The 13,758-nt window shown below is 55.4% G+C and carries 10 protein-coding genes; 2 read left to right on the top strand and 8 right to left on the bottom strand.

What is annotated here, in order from left to right:
- Nucleotides 1-182: 182 nt before the first annotated feature.
- The 5 genes from hflC to glmS all read right to left on the bottom strand — a co-directional run bounded on the left by hflC (nucleotide 183) and on the right by glmS (nucleotide 7,525).
- Complete coding sequence (gene hflC, locus HG15A2_RS05690; protein ID WP_145058683.1) at nucleotides 183-1,148, bottom strand: protease modulator HflC; 966 nt, start codon at nucleotides 1,146-1,148, stop codon at nucleotides 183-185.
- Entirely contained in the window at nucleotides 1,145-2,119 is a 975-nt protein-coding gene (gene hflK, locus HG15A2_RS05685; protein ID WP_145058681.1) for an FtsH protease activity modulator HflK, read from the bottom strand. The genes hflC and hflK overlap by 4 nt, the downstream gene beginning before the upstream one ends.
- A gap of 975 nt (nucleotides 2,120-3,094) precedes the next feature.
- On the bottom strand, nucleotides 3,095-3,940 hold the full coding sequence (locus HG15A2_RS05680; RefSeq protein ID WP_145058679.1) for a hypothetical protein: 846 nt from the start codon (nucleotides 3,938-3,940) through the stop codon (nucleotides 3,095-3,097).
- Between the two features lie 856 nt (nucleotides 3,941-4,796).
- A complete protein-coding gene (locus tag HG15A2_RS05675; protein ID WP_145058677.1) occupies nucleotides 4,797-5,501 on the bottom strand; it encodes a polyprenol monophosphomannose synthase in 705 nt (234 codons plus the stop codon).
- A gap of 158 nt (nucleotides 5,502-5,659) precedes the next feature.
- On the bottom strand, nucleotides 5,660-7,525 hold the full coding sequence (gene glmS, locus HG15A2_RS05670) for a glutamine--fructose-6-phosphate transaminase (isomerizing) (RefSeq protein WP_145058675.1): 1,866 nt from the start codon (nucleotides 7,523-7,525) through the stop codon (nucleotides 5,660-5,662).
- Nucleotides 7,526-7,872: 347 nt separating this feature from the next.
- On the opposite strand from glmS, the gene kdsB reads away from it, so the two are divergent.
- The gene (kdsB, locus tag HG15A2_RS05665; RefSeq protein WP_145058672.1) at nucleotides 7,873-8,631 is read left to right on the top strand and encodes a 3-deoxy-manno-octulosonate cytidylyltransferase; all 759 of its coding nucleotides are present in this window, start codon (nucleotides 7,873-7,875) and stop codon (nucleotides 8,629-8,631) included.
- Here kdsB and HG15A2_RS05660 read toward each other — a convergent pair.
- The 3 genes from HG15A2_RS05660 to HG15A2_RS05650 are packed head-to-tail and all read right to left on the bottom strand — an operon-like array spanning nucleotide 8,595 to nucleotide 12,487.
- Nucleotides 8,595-10,295 (bottom strand): hypothetical protein, encoded by a 1,701-nt coding sequence (locus HG15A2_RS05660; RefSeq protein ID WP_145058670.1) that lies wholly within the window; start codon nucleotides 10,293-10,295, stop codon nucleotides 8,595-8,597. The genes kdsB and HG15A2_RS05660 overlap by 37 nt on opposite strands.
- Nucleotides 10,292-11,149, bottom strand: coding sequence for a class I SAM-dependent methyltransferase (locus HG15A2_RS05655; protein WP_145058668.1), 858 nt, complete (start codon nucleotides 11,147-11,149; stop codon nucleotides 10,292-10,294). The genes HG15A2_RS05660 and HG15A2_RS05655 overlap by 4 nt, the downstream gene beginning before the upstream one ends.
- Before the next feature lie 12 nt (nucleotides 11,150-11,161).
- Nucleotides 11,162-12,487 carry a glycosyltransferase family 2 protein gene (locus tag HG15A2_RS05650; RefSeq protein ID WP_218932343.1) on the bottom strand — a complete coding sequence of 442 codons (1,326 nt, stop codon included), beginning with the start codon at nucleotides 12,485-12,487 and terminating at the stop codon, nucleotides 11,162-11,164.
- Between the two features lie 210 nt (nucleotides 12,488-12,697).
- On the opposite strand from HG15A2_RS05650, the gene HG15A2_RS05645 reads away from it, so the two are divergent.
- The gene (locus HG15A2_RS05645; RefSeq protein ID WP_246117892.1) at nucleotides 12,698-13,732 is read left to right on the top strand and encodes an SDR family oxidoreductase; all 1,035 of its coding nucleotides are present in this window, start codon (nucleotides 12,698-12,700) and stop codon (nucleotides 13,730-13,732) included.
- The last annotated feature ends 26 nt before the right edge of the window (nucleotides 13,733-13,758 follow it).

The raw sequence follows: 13,758 nt of genomic DNA, 5'->3' as shown, positions 1-13,758 counted from the left end.
GAATAGAGCCGGCTGGTGAGGGTGGCGCAATCGGCAGGACTGTTGCGACCGGTACGCTCCTTGGCTGTCTGGCTGTCTGGATGTCTGCCACCGAGGACGCGAAGCGAGTTTCCCAGACAAGCTTTCACAGGACTGTCATGGACGCATGATGGCACCTGCTTGGCAGGTGTCGTGGAGTTGCGCTACGGGCTTGGTCGCTCAATATTTTTGAGATATTTGAAGATGTCACTCTCAGTCGTCAGGATAAGCATCGTATTCTGATCGAGCATTTCTTGGTACGTCTCCATCGTCTTCATGAACTCGTAAAAGGCAACCGATTCGGGGCTTCGATTGTACGCTTCAGCATAAATCTGTGTTGCCTCTGCGTCTGCGGAACCTTGGATTTCTTGAACGCGTTTGTACGCCTCAGACTCGATCTTCAGTTGTTCGCGTTCCCGCTTGCCTTCGATCTTTGCCGCTTCGCCTTCACCCTCAGAACGAAATCGTTCGGCAATCTGTTGGCGTTCACTGATCATGCGTTCGTAGATTTGCTCGCGCACACTTTCGTTGTAGTTAATCCGTTTGAAGCGAATGTCTAGCAACTCGATGCCAAAGTCGGAAAGCTTGCTCGCAGCTTTTTCAAAAATCTCCTGTTCAATTTTCGCCCGGCCCATCGTAATCGGATACAGCATTCCAATATCTCCTGGTGCGTCGACCAAGGCGGCGTCGCGAGCTGGTTCGCGGTCCTTCGTCGTTCGAATCACTTCGATCAGTTCGTGCTTTGCGATGGCGTTGCGAGTTTCGCTACCGAGGATGTCGTCCAAGCGAGATTGGGCGCTGCGCTCATCCCGTAAACGAAGGAAGTATTGCTTGGCGTCCTTGATCCGCCAACGACCAAACGTATCGACCACAATGTAGGTCTTGTCCTTGGTCGGCATCTCATTGGGACGACCGTCCCATTCCAAAATCCGCTTCTCGATACGCGTGACATCCTGGACAAACGGCGTTTTGAAGTGCAGACCCGCTGCAGTCACAGGGTCGCCAACAGGTTTACCAAACTGCGTAATGATCACCTGTTCGGTTTCCGACACGGTGTACGCGCCGTTGAATAACAGGAAGGCGACCACCGCCAAGAGGGGAAGCAGGGAATACTGGATCAAGCGTTTCATTGGGAGTTCCTTTGCACGTCCGGTGTCAACTGCAACAACGGCAATACCTGACTGGCGTTCTCATCAATGATGATCTTCTTGCCCAGCTTGGGAATGATTTCTCGCATTGTTTCGACGTAGATTCGTTGCTTCGTCACTTCAGGCGCTTTGAGATATTCGGCCAACACCGCATTGAAGCGCGATACGTCGCCTTGAGCCTCGTTAACACGTTTTAACGCGTACCCCTCAGCAGCTTGGATTTTCTGTTCCGCTTCTCCGCTAGCGCGAGGAATCACTTTGTTGTACTCTCCGTTCGCAATGTTAATCAGCTTCTCACGCTCCTGCTGAGCTTGGTTGACCTCGTTGAATGAGGGTTGGACCTTCAGCGGCGGATTAACATTCTTTAACTGAACTTGATCGATGCTTAATCCGAGTTCGTACTTATTCACCAAAGTTTGCAGTTGGATAAGCGCTTCCGATTCGATCTCTTGCCGACCTACAGTAATCACTTCATCCACAGTGCGGTCACCAACAACCGTGCGCATGACTGATTCAGAAATGTCGCGCAGCGTATTGCCAGGATCACGAACGTTGAATAAGAACAATTGCGGTTCACGAATGCGATACTGAATAATCCACTCGACGGTCGCCGCGTTGAGATCGCCAGTAACCATACTGCGTTCTTCTTTCGACTCTGTCGAAATCTGCGTCGGATTGGTAGCGCCCGAGGTGCCAAAACCGAATTCCTGTTTCAATTGGCGCTTCACTTGCACAATCGACACTTGATCAATACCAAGAGGGAACTTGAATCGTAGACCGGGATCTACCGTCTTCACGTATTTCCCAAAGCGAAGCACGATCCCCTGCGATTCGGCTTGCACCGTGTACATAGAAGTAGAAACGACAGCGACAACCAAAATACCCAAGGCGATCCACATGAGATGGGACCGACGTATTTCATAATTTTGCCACGGTTCAGTATCAAAAGCCATTCGACTGACCAATGGTTGAGGGGGTGATAATTACTACTCAAAATATACCGCTGATGCGCTTTGCTAAGAAATCAGTTCCGCTTGCCTGCCTAGGCAACAATTTCGCCTCGGGCCCCAAGACTTCAAAAAAGGGCGTAAGCGACGTAAGTATAGGTTGTTTTGAAGGACCGAGAGTGCCGTTAAGTGGCGAAAGCTCATCCCAGAAGACTGAGTCTACCTCGCTCGCCACTGCATACTCGCAGAAGTTTGCCAATAATTGTGATTTGCGTCGGAGGTCCTAACTCATGATTTTCCCCTTGGAAATCATGAAGATGGTCCCGATAGGCTAGAAACGGGCATCTTTTGGTGCAAAGCAACAGAAGTCGTTCGCACAGAAAGCTGGACGCACATCTTAGCGTACTATCTCACTCATTCGAACGATTATTGCGCCGGCTGCCGACAAGCGTTGCATCCAGCCACGCACGATTAGCTTCCAAGGAGCAATCCAAGATCGATATGATCAAAGGACTTAGCATGATCTAAGCGACACTTGTTGATGCGCGATGGCAATGAGGACTTATCCCGAACTAGCCCAGGTCGATGCCTCCTTAGTCAGTTAGCAAATGGCCAGATTTGTTCCTCAAACGATGAATTTGGCCGATTTTGGGGCTGCCGTTCGAGACTGAGGTCATCGACACCTCCGGGAGTAAATCTGCCCAAATCGCAGCCAGTTTCGACGCACAGGACGATGAAGCCGAGGGCATTTTGGGATCTGCCGAACTCGCCTCGGACGTCCACGCCGACGCTAGTTGGAATCAAGCAGTTTCCAGCCGAGGAGAGTCCCACCTCGGGTGGAATCTGCCTGAATCCGAGCCTCGGAAATGGTCCGACACCGCGGCAAATTCCGTACTGCCCGAAAGTGCACGAGAGTTTCACTCCAGTGCTAGAAAAGGATTTTGCTAAGATGCACCGAATTCATCGTCCAACACTACTTAGCTAATTTGTGTTGATTATTCGACGATATCGAACATATGAAGTGTTGTTGTTGACTTGTAGGTTCGTGCTCCCCGTGCCTCCACTATAGCTTCCTTGACCATACTCTAAAGGGATAAGGTGAAGGGCATCGTCTAGTTCAAGTATTTCGAAAGTAATCGCCTCATAGTCGTCGGTCACATCGTCCTTGTCACAAATAAGCAAACATCCTGTATCTTTTCCTTCAATAATAAACCAGCCTCTTTCAACTTCTGTGCCGACTGGTGTATTCTTGCACGCTACCGACAGTCTTTGAAACTCTAATGTATTACCTGGCATCATACGGGTGAGTATGTCCCGGGGCACATCGAACGGAAGCCCTCGATTCTCTTGCTGCCGTTCAGCAAGTTCCCAAGACGTGCCAATTAAATTCTTCGCTTGGACGGGTAAACGGAAGTGTTTGCGATATCGACCAAGAAGTTCGAGTTGCTCTGGTGGAGCTTTATAGAACGGCCTAGAAAGAAGCCACCCATTGCCAACCCGCTCGTCGACCACCATAAGCCATCTCTCGCCAATCGACCGAACGGCTAGTGAGCGAAACCCCCGACACTTTTTTAGAGCCAATAAATTCTCCGAGTGAATATTGACTATAGATTGGTGTTGCGTAGCAGCGATATTGCCATTCAACCAAGGCGGAGGCCCTTGGTGGTTAAAACCCATCATTGTATGTTGCATTGGTTGAGTCAAATCGAGCATAAACACGGGGCCGCATTCTTGCTCGTCAGCTTTCCCAGCATCGGTAGCATGTGCTAGAGATGTGGGGTCCAGCACATTAAAGAGTAAAATACATAGCTGTAAGCTGAATAGCATCGGGCTCCTCCATGAGGTGGGAGAGAACTAGTCTAGTCCAATCTCTACAAACCGAACAGCTGAGCATTCGGACGCGGCTTACGCTAGCTTCAAGGGGTAAAAGGGGACATCCTACTTCACTACATAAGTTAGAAAATCCCCTTTTACTCCATGAGTCGCGGTGGTTGCGGGGTTACCCAAGCCGCTTTGAACACATGCGTGTAGCAGATTTAGCAAATTGCTAACTCCACCAAGACTCATCGTCCTACGCAAGTTACGGACGGCCCGAAAACGGCCAAATGTGTACGTCCATTCACCGTATTCTTGGCCCGAGCGTTCCACACGAGGAGTGAACCACCGAGTGGGGAAACTGCGAGTTGCTAACCTGCGTCGGCGAGTATGTCCGAAGCACCTTGGGGATATATAGCTATGTGCGTTCGGCGAGAAACGCCGAGGCAGAGTGGCGACATTCGAAATCACCCGCCAAGTGACAGCGGTTGTCCAAACCGCTGTCAGTTTGGGCACCAATTTATCTAACACATGACTGACCCAACTGAGGTTCCTACCAATATGCGGTTCGAGCCTCCGGCGTGACACACACCTCACGAAGGCAGCCCCTAAATGTGGCAGAACGATTCTCAAATCCACCCACTATGCGAGTGGTTTTTGAGCCTGAGCGGTCTATGGCCTCTGGCTCAAAGGGCTTTTGGTTAACGACGGGGTAGGTGACTCGATATGCGGCTAATTGACGCTGGTTATTTCAAAAATTGCCGATGCTTGCTAGGTTTTGTTGGCCGCCGAGCTTGCCGAACGCTCGGTTGTTTCGCAAACCCCGCGACGACCAAGGTCGTCGGCTAGCGGAACTTGAAAGAGCTTTCTACGAACCCACAACGCGTCGCCTAGCAAGTGACGCGAGTGTCTTGGCCTTACCCAACGCTTCGGAGAATGTCACCTTCGATGCTCCAGCGCGTCGTTCGGAGAACGTGATCGGCACCTCGGCAATCGTCGCTCCCTGGCGAGAGAGTTGCCAAAGAATTTCTTCCAGGTAGGCGTAGCCGGTGGCTTTGAGTTGCGTGAAGTCGAGCTTCCGCAAAGCTTCCACTCGATAGAGCCGATACGCGGTGCTGCAATCGCGGGCGGGGAGCCCGAGCGCGAGTCTTGTGGCGAAGTTCACCGTTCGGCTCATAAGGTAGCGCGAGATGGGCCAGCCGTCGATCTTGCCACCGGGGCAGTAGCGGGAACCGATCACGACGTCCGCATCTTTGCCTGCTGCCAGCATTTGCGTCAGTGCCGCAGGTGGGTGGCTCCAATCGGCGTCCATGGTGATAATTGTGTCGTAGTTGAGCTCGACAGCTGATTGCAGAGCGAGCCACGATGCGCTCCCCAGGCCTAGCTTTCCTGCGCGGTGCAGGCAGGTGAACCAGGGTTCTCTCTGGGCAAGTTCGTCGCACCACTGGCCGGTGCCGTCGGGGGAATTGTCGTCGACGATCAGCAAGTCTGCCGCAGGCAACTCTTCGCGGATCGCTTCGACGAGCGTCGGGAGATTCTCTCGCTCGTTGTAGGTGCAGATCGCGACGAGCATTTTGGGCGAAGAGGGCGTTTTTGGTGCGTTGTTCAAGTCGCGGTATTGAGCGTTAGTGGAATTTGGGGAATAGCCGCGGGCCAACGGCCTGCTGGTGCGCACCGGCGGGCCGCTGCCCCGGGGCTTGGGTTACTTCGCTATGACGGTCACTAGGGGCGTTATTCCACCGTAACGCTCTTCGCGAGGTTGCGCGGTTTATCAACGTCGCAGCCCCTAAGCACAGCAATATGGTAAGCGAGCAATTGCAACGGAATCGCAGCGACTATTGGCTGCAGGAAGTCGGCGACTGTGGGCATGACGATCACATCGTCTGCCAGTTCGGCAACGCGATCGTCGCCGTCGTCGACCACGGCGATCACTGGTCCGCCGCGCGCTTTGATCTCTTCCACGTTGGCGAGTACTTTGTCGTACACGCCGCCGCGCGGCACGATGAACACGCTGGGCGTGTTCTCGTCGACCAGCGCGATTGGGCCGTGTTTCATTTCTGCGGCAGGGTAGCCTTCCGCGTGGATGTAGCTGATTTCCTTGAGCTTCAACGCACCTTCAAGCGCGGTGGGGAAATTGTACTGACGGCCCAGGTACAGGAAGTTGTCGCAGTCTACGTACTTCGCTGCGATTTCTTTTGCCACACGATTCGAAGTCAGGGCGGTTTCAATTTGGTCAGGCAGTGCTTCCAGGTCTTCGACAATCCGCAAGCCGGCCTCGTAACTCAAGTGATGTAGCCGGCCGAAATACAGTGCGAGCAGTGCCATGACTACGCATTGCGAGGTATAAGCCTTGGTCGAGGCGACACCGATTTCTGGCCCCGCGTGAAGATAGATACCGCCATCCGACTCACGAGCAATCGTACTACCCACGACGTTGCAGATGCTCATGGTGGGATGTCCCTTGCGTTTCATTTCTCGTAGGGCAGCCAGCGTGTCGATCGTTTCACCACTTTGCGTGATTGCGAACAGCAAGGTCGAGGGGGAGAGTGGCGGGTTGCGGTAGCGCAGTTCGCTAGCGTATTGCACCTCAACGGGGATGCGCGCTAAGCCTTCGATCATGTACTCTCCCACCAGCGACGAGTGCCAGCTCGTGCCGCACGCGGTGAGCATGAAACGGTCCATGTTGCGCAGTTGCTGCGGCGTAAGGTTCAAACCGCCGAACACAGCCGTCGCCTCGTCGCGATCGAGACGCCCTCGCATGGCGTTGCGAACCGTTTCAGGCTGCTCAAAAATTTCCTTGAGCATGTAGTGCGGGTACTCGCCCAGTTCGACTTCGTTCGACTCGACATCCAGCAGCTTCACGTCGTGGCGAACATCACCTTGGTCGCGATGCACGACGCGAATGGTATTTGCCGTGACGACGGCCAGTTCGTGATCGGCGAGATAGACAATGCGATCAGTTCTACCGACCAACGGCGAGCCATCGCTAGCGATGTAGTGTTCGCCATTGCCTACCCCGATCACCAACGGGCTACCGAGGCGCGCCACGATGATGGCGTCGGGCCAATCGCGGAACACGATCGCCAAGCCATAGGTGCCGGTGAGCTGTACGAGCGCTGCCTGCACAGCAGCGACCAGCGGTGCGTACGGGTCGAGGTCATCGGCTTCGTCGGCATCCAGCTGATCGAGTTCGTAGGCAACCAGTTGGGCGACGACCTCAGTATCGGTACCGGTGTGAAATTCGAAGCCCTTCGCAGTCAGTTTTTGCTTGAGTGAGCGGAAGTTTTCGATGACGCCGTTGTGGACGAGCGCCAGAACTTGACCGCCGCCTAGGTGGGGATGCGCATTCTCGTCTGTCGCCGGGCCGTGGGTTGCCCAGCGGGTGTGCCCTACACCGACGCTGCCTTGCGGGTTGCTTTCTTTCAGCAAACTGGCGAGTCGTTCCACGCGACCGGCACTTTTTTCAACGACTAACTCACCATCCTCGATCGTGACGATTCCAGAGCTGTCGTAGCCACGATACTCCAGCCGGCGGAGCCCGGAGAGCAAGAATCCGGCGGCCGGTTTCGGGCCGATGTATCCAACAATGCCACACATAGACGATTTGCGAATTGTAGAAGGAAAAACCAGTAACTACCTGCTGCAAGTTTAGCAACTAGCAAGACTTCGGACCATCGACGTTATCGAGCCACAGGGCTGGAAAATTTAACTCTGCGTTGCAATTGGTCCTCCGGCGCAAGCCGTGGGTTTGCCCTAATTACCAAGGTTGCCATCAAGAGGTTGGTGGAGTTCGAGAACCGCCGCAATTCGCGCTGGGGGCCCATCATGTGGAGACTTTTTTTCGGTGCTGCTTGGGGTTCCTCTAAAATGACGAATCTCGTACTCTTCGCGACGGTTCCCTCCTCTCACTCTGCCATGGAATCTGCAAGTTAGGGACGTTCGTCATGAAAAATGCCCGCAAGGTACTCATCATCCCCGCCCGCCGACGATCGACACGGTTGCCGGAAAAGCTGCTGCTTCGAGAAACCGGCAAGACCGTGCTGCAATATACTTACGAGGCGGCTTGTCGGGCGAAGCAGCCCGATGCGGTGATCATCGCCGTGGACGATGAGTTGCTGGCTGAAGAGGCGCGGCGATTTGGGGCGAGTGTCGTCATGACCAGTCCCGACCACACCAGTGGCACTGATCGCGTGGCCGAAGCCGCAACCAGCTTGCCAAACGCTGAGATTATTGTGAACCTCCAAGCGGACGAACCGGAGATCAATCCGGCGGATATCGACAAGCTATTTGATACCTTGGAAGCCAACCCGCGAGCCGGCGTGGCAACACTCGCGACGCCGATTCGTGATCGGGAGTCGCTTGAAGATCCAGCCTGCGTGAAGGTGGTGTTCGACAATCGGGGCGAGGCAATGTATTTCAGCCGTTCGGCAATTCCTCACCCGCGAGATTGGGACGAGAACTTGCTTACTGCCCAGCCAGCACAATTCCATCAACACATTGGCATCTACGCCTATCGCCGCTGGCCACTGTTGCGATTAGCCCAATTGCCACCGAGCCCCGCGGAGCAAATCGAGAAGCTTGAGCAACTACGCATTCTACAACAGGGAGATGCGATTCTCGTTGCCACGGTGAAGCAAGCGACACGCGGCATTGATACACATGCGGATTACGCGGCGTTTGTTGAGCGCTGTCGAGCTGCTTGATTCATTGTTGGCAAGGTTTCATTAGCCGACGAACTTGTTCGTCGCGGAGAATCTGAACGCGCAGGTAGTTCACGGCGAGCAAGCTCGCCGGCTAACGCGGAATGATTCTTATAGGGAACCAGTTGCGTATTTTCACAATCGGCTTCTAGCAGCCACACTTTGCGATCGACGAAGTAGTCGATTAGTTCGGCATTCTGCTCGGGACCCATTTCTCTGGCCCACACGACCTTCGATCCGTCGATGTCCGCGTGATTGTAGACCCACTCGTGATAGACGCTGTGGTCTTCGTCGTACCGCACAAAAATGAGATGCTTGTCGTCATCAGTTGCTAGTTTCGCAGCAATTCGAGCCCGCTCGACCGCCCACCCGGCCTGGGAGGCGTGCACGTAGTTGTTTGCGATGCTCACGAACGAGAGCAGATGAAGCATAAGCAAGCCTGCAACCAGATGCCGAACCCCCAACCTGCGCCGGCCCAGGATGCTCAGATGGCGCAAGCCCCACACCATGAGTAAGATCAGCAGGGGGGCGAGCGGAGCGACGTAGTGGGGGAAATTCCAGACTGTCGATTGCGTGGCCAGCCAAACGATGAACAAGACTCCTACGATACGCGCCAGTCGCCCCAGCTTCCAAGGCCGCACGAACACTAGAGGCAGCGCTAAGAGCGTCGGGAAGAAGAGCTTCATGGAGTGCCAGCCCATATCCGATTTTGTCTTTATGAGCCCAGCAATTGACTCTTGATCGTGGTACCAATTCATCGACCATTCATTGTGGAAACGGGCGATCTCTTCGTGCTGGTACGTTCGCGCTTCCTGTGGTGCTTGCCAAAGGAACAATGGGCATCGGCCGTAGGCGGCCTCGTGCGAGGCGTAGGGCATCGTGGTAGCGTGGCCAGTGACGGCTTTGTTGTACGTTCCTAACCCCACAACGAGCAGTGCCAGGACTGCTGCCAGAGGGGCCACTGATCGGCCCAAGATTTCGCGCCACAATATCGGCCGTGAGTGGAGCCAACGGTCGGCAATCCAAGCACCGACTGCAAGACAAAGCACGAATCCCTCGAAGGACCGAGTCAGCGCTAGTAGCACGGCACCTGTGCCCATGAGTAGCGCGTCGCGAATGGCATGCCTGTGAATCATCCTGACAGCCGCACCTACAACCAAAGCGCCACCGGCAAAGGCAAGCCACCCTCCCCAATACGATTGCCCCCACACGAGTTGCAGACCCGGATGCGTCGCACAAATCAGTCCGCCGACGAACGACCACTTGCGCGATGTCCAGCCGAGCAGCATCCAGTAGCAACTCACCACGGCAATTACGGAGCTGAACCATACACCGGCTAGTGGAGTTCCTAAAGCGATTTGTCCGAGCGCGAGCATCAATCCCTGCCCAGGCGGATACTTCGATGCGTATGTCGGCTGGTGAATGACGTGGAAGGTTTCGAAGTGTCGCCACATGGGGTGCGGCGGGTTTGCGAGTCTGCCTTCTGCAAACGTATCACTGGCCAAGAGATAAGCGAACTCATCGTGAAAAACTGGCTCGGGCCAGCGTGCGAGCGATACCGAGACGCCAATCACCAGTGTCAAACCGGCTAACAGCGAAACCGCAATCGATGGGCGGGAGACGGTGTGACCTCCTAAAGCACGCGATCTCGCGAAGGCACCGTTCATGCTGATGCCTCGGGTTTCCTCGCCATGACCAAGTACTGCCCGCCCAGCGGTAAGCGGTGCACGAGCCGTTCCAGCGGGCGCAGCCAAGCTAACGAGCGTGGGAACAAGAACCAGGCGTCGGTACGCTCGATCTTGAAGCCCGAACCTCTGAGTAACCTACGCGACTCTGGCGGACTGATGGTAACCGCATCGCGGTCGAACGGTACCCGGCTCATCACCCAGCGTGTGCCGGGGTTCCAGGGGTTGTTCTCCCAAAACGCAAACCGTCCGCCCGGCTTAAGCGATTGCCAGATCAATTGAAAAGCAGCTTGTCGCTCGCTCGGCGGAATGTGATGGAACACGCCGTTGGTGTAAACGAGATCAAAGTTCTCGCTAGGTAATTGACTGGGGTCTGCTGTGAAGCGGGTTTGCTCGTCGGCCAACTCACGGACGGCTCGCTTGATGGCGACCGTCGAGGGGTCGTAGCCCCACAGGGTTGTTCCAGGGAACACGCGGTGAAGTTCTGGGGCGGCTATGCCAATGCCGCAACCGAAGTCGAGTAGGTTTGCAGGAGGAGTACCACGCTGCGGATCACTCATTGACTGGTCACCAAGCTGCTGAAGCAGCTTGGCCGTCCACTCGATGCGTTTTTGGGCGAAGTACTCCGGACCCTCGCCGGAGTAGCGCAACCCCTCACCGAGCGCAGCTTCGTACTCCGTGGAGTAGACGTCGAACTGGGCTTCGGTGATCGCAGTTGTGGACATTGAAGTGGTTTCCAGAAATGTCAGGATGCCAACACGTTCGTTAGCCGCCGAGCTTGCTCGACGCGTGGCTTGTGTTCCTACCACGCGTCGAACAAGTTCGACGGCTAACATTTAGATGGAAAGCTAGTTCCGGCGTGCCATCCTCAGGATGCTGATGAAGAAGCTGGCGAAAATCGTCTGAAAGCCCAAAGCGGCTAGCGTAACGCCGGGGATAACCCAGCGCATTGTCGATGCGTAATCCAGTGCTCCGAAACCCGCAGCTTGCCAACTACTGGTCGCAGCAGCTATTAAACCGATGCCCGTTATAGCGGCGATGCTTCCGGCTACGAGGCAGCGTTCGAGACTGAGCACTTCGCAGATTCGTTCGAGCCGCCTGTCGAATGGCACGAGGCCTTCCGACACGGCAAACGTCTTGGCAAAAGCAGCAAACTGCACCAATTGAAAACCGGTGAGCACGAACAGGCTCGAAACGAGTAGCGTGTGTGCGTCGAGAGTTGCGCCGAAGACTTCGACTCCAGGAATCGCAAGGGAGTAACCGAGGAAGCCAAGCAGTACCAAGCCTAAGCCAGGAGTGAGGAATAACCAGCGGGGACTGTACATGAGGAAAAATCGCAGCGTGCGCCAGCCGTCGCGTACGGTTCGCAGGTGCGGGGCGTGTGCTTTGCGACCGTCGGGGTGCAGTGTTGTAGGCACCTCGGCAATGTCGGTCTTAAAAAGGCTGCTCTTGATGATCATCTCGGTGGCGAACTCCATTCCACTAGCTCGCAGGTCGAGCCGGTCGTAGTGCTCCTTAGTAAAGCCACGGAGGCCGCAATAGACATCGTGAATTGGCGCCTTGAACATCCGCCGCACGAGACGGGAGAACATCGGGTTGCCAATCCAGCGATGCGTCACCGGCATGGCCCCAGGCAGCACCGTTCCGCCGCCAGTTGGCAGGCGGCAACCTTGTACGAGATCGTGACCTTCGCGCAGCTTGTCGACGAATTTTGGGATCTCAAGAAAGTCATAACTATCGTCCGCATCGCCCATGATCACGTATTTGCCGAGGGCGGAGCTAATGCCACCACGTAGTGCGTTGCCGTAACCTTTCTCGGCAATGTGGACGACGCGGGCACCAAGCTGCTCAGCAATTTCCAGTGAGCCATCGGTGCTACCGTTGTCCGCGATCACGACTTCGCCATCGATATCGTGCTCCCGCATCGCCCGCTGGGCTTTCTCGATGCACACGGCGAGGGTGTCTGCCTCGTTCAAGCAAGGCATCACGACTGTAAGCTCCAGCTGACTGGTAGCTTTCGCAGGTGAGTTGGGCTCGCTGGTCTCGATTGTATCGAGGCACTCACGAATTGCGCGGTCTGCTGCATTTAGGCGAGCAAGAATTGCCGCGTTGCTATCTGTGGTTGCAGGCGCAGGCTTGGTCGCTGTAGCGACCGTGGGGGGGAGTTCCGACATCGGAGACTTTGGGGTGGGGAGTTTTCGGGAGGGCGGAGATCTCTACTACTAAGGCAGACTCTCTGCAAAACGGGGCGTTAAACTCTACCTCATAAAACAGGTCCGTGACGGACTGGGGTTACAGGTGGGAGGATCGTGAGAATTGGAACTCCTCCGAGCTTTGGCGACCGAGGAATGACATGGTGGATACTTTCTCACTACAATGCACCCATGCCCTCACCAGAAAACCACTCCCCTGCCCTACCCTTGCTCGTAACCGGAGTTGCCGGCGTAGCGGGTTACAACGCGTTCACCTACTTTTCGGAACGCCATTCGGGGCAAGTCGTTGGGATTCGGCAAGAGAACAATTGGCCGCTATCGGGGCCAAACATCTTCGCCTGTGATGCGGAAGATCGCGATGTGTTGGAGCGACTGTTCGATGAGTACGAGTTTGGAACCGTGCTAAATTGTGCGGGCAACTGCGCTTTGAAATCCTGCGAGCTGGACTCCCGACTCGCTTGGCGTACCAATGTGGAAGGACTCACGAACTTGGCCGCGGTCGTGGCGGATCGTGACGTGCGGCTAGTACACACTTCGGTCGATTTGGTGTTTGCTGGTGTGGACAGCGAAGTCGACCGTCGGCAGCACGCATACCAGGAAACCGACCGACCCGATCCGGTTACCGTCTACGGCAAGACGATGGTTGCGGCAGAACAACTTATCGCCGACTACCTGCCCGCAGCTTGCACGTTGCGAATTTCACTGCCGATGGGTATCAGCTTCAACGGCCACGCGGGGGCGATCGACTGGATTCAATCCCGCTTCGCGAAGAACCGCCCAGCCACGCTGTACTACGATGAGGTACGCACGCCCACATACACAGACTGCTTAAATCGCGTTTACGAACAAGTTCTCGTCACTGACCTAGCCGGCATTTTTCATGCGGGCGGACCGCGGAACCTTTCGCTCTACGAGATTGCCCAAGTGATCAATCGCGTGGGCGGGTACGATCCCAAACTGCTACAGGGTTGCCCCAGAATCGAAGCTGGCCCCATGCCACCACGGGCTGGCAACGTGACACTCGACTCTTGCAAGCTGGCTGCGGCGCTCGGGCGCGAAGCATTCGACCCGTGGCCTTTCCTGCCTGAGCACGTACCGACCGATCGGCGTTGGCACTATGAGCGAGATGGCTTCGCGGGCTCGCCGGAGCTATTGGCGGAGGTGCTTTATCAGAATCCGCGTTTAGGTGCGAAGGCAGCGGGCTGATTGGCTGTGCGCGCAGCATTGGGACG

Source organism: Adhaeretor mobilis, from assembly GCF_007741515.1.
GTDB classification, from domain to species: Bacteria; Planctomycetota; Planctomycetia; order Pirellulales; family Lacipirellulaceae; genus Adhaeretor; species Adhaeretor mobilis.
Note: the sequence above shows the minus strand (reverse complement) of the source record. Positions and strands in the feature narration are given on the sequence as shown.

What these genes read in the sequence shown, in the direction of transcription:
- hflC (WP_145058683.1), bottom strand. Translation starts at nt 1,148, where the DNA reads ATGAAACGCTTGATCCAGTATTCCCTGCTTCCCCTCTTGGCGGTGGTC.
- hflK (WP_145058681.1), bottom strand. Translation starts at nt 2,119, where the DNA reads ATGGCTTTTGATACTGAACCGTGGCAAAATTATGAAATACGTCGGTCC.
- HG15A2_RS05680 (WP_145058679.1), bottom strand. Translation starts at nt 3,940, where the DNA reads ATGCTATTCAGCTTACAGCTATGTATTTTACTCTTTAATGTGCTGGAC.
- HG15A2_RS05675 (WP_145058677.1), bottom strand. Translation starts at nt 5,501, where the DNA reads ATGCTCGTCGCGATCTGCACCTACAACGAGCGAGAGAATCTCCCGACG.
- glmS (WP_145058675.1), bottom strand. Translation starts at nt 7,525, where the DNA reads ATGTGTGGCATTGTTGGATACATCGGCCCGAAACCGGCCGCCGGATTC.
- kdsB (WP_145058672.1), top strand. Translation starts at nt 7,873, where the DNA reads ATGAAAAATGCCCGCAAGGTACTCATCATCCCCGCCCGCCGACGATCG.
- HG15A2_RS05660 (WP_145058670.1), bottom strand. Translation starts at nt 10,295, where the DNA reads ATGAACGGTGCCTTCGCGAGATCGCGTGCTTTAGGAGGTCACACCGTC.
- HG15A2_RS05655 (WP_145058668.1), bottom strand. Translation starts at nt 11,149, where the DNA reads ATGTTAGCCGTCGAACTTGTTCGACGCGTGGTAGGAACACAAGCCACG.
- HG15A2_RS05650 (WP_218932343.1), bottom strand. Translation starts at nt 12,487, where the DNA reads ATGTCGGAACTCCCCCCCACGGTCGCTACAGCGACCAAGCCTGCGCCT.
- HG15A2_RS05645 (WP_246117892.1), top strand. Translation starts at nt 12,698, where the DNA reads ATGCCCTCACCAGAAAACCACTCCCCTGCCCTACCCTTGCTCGTAACC.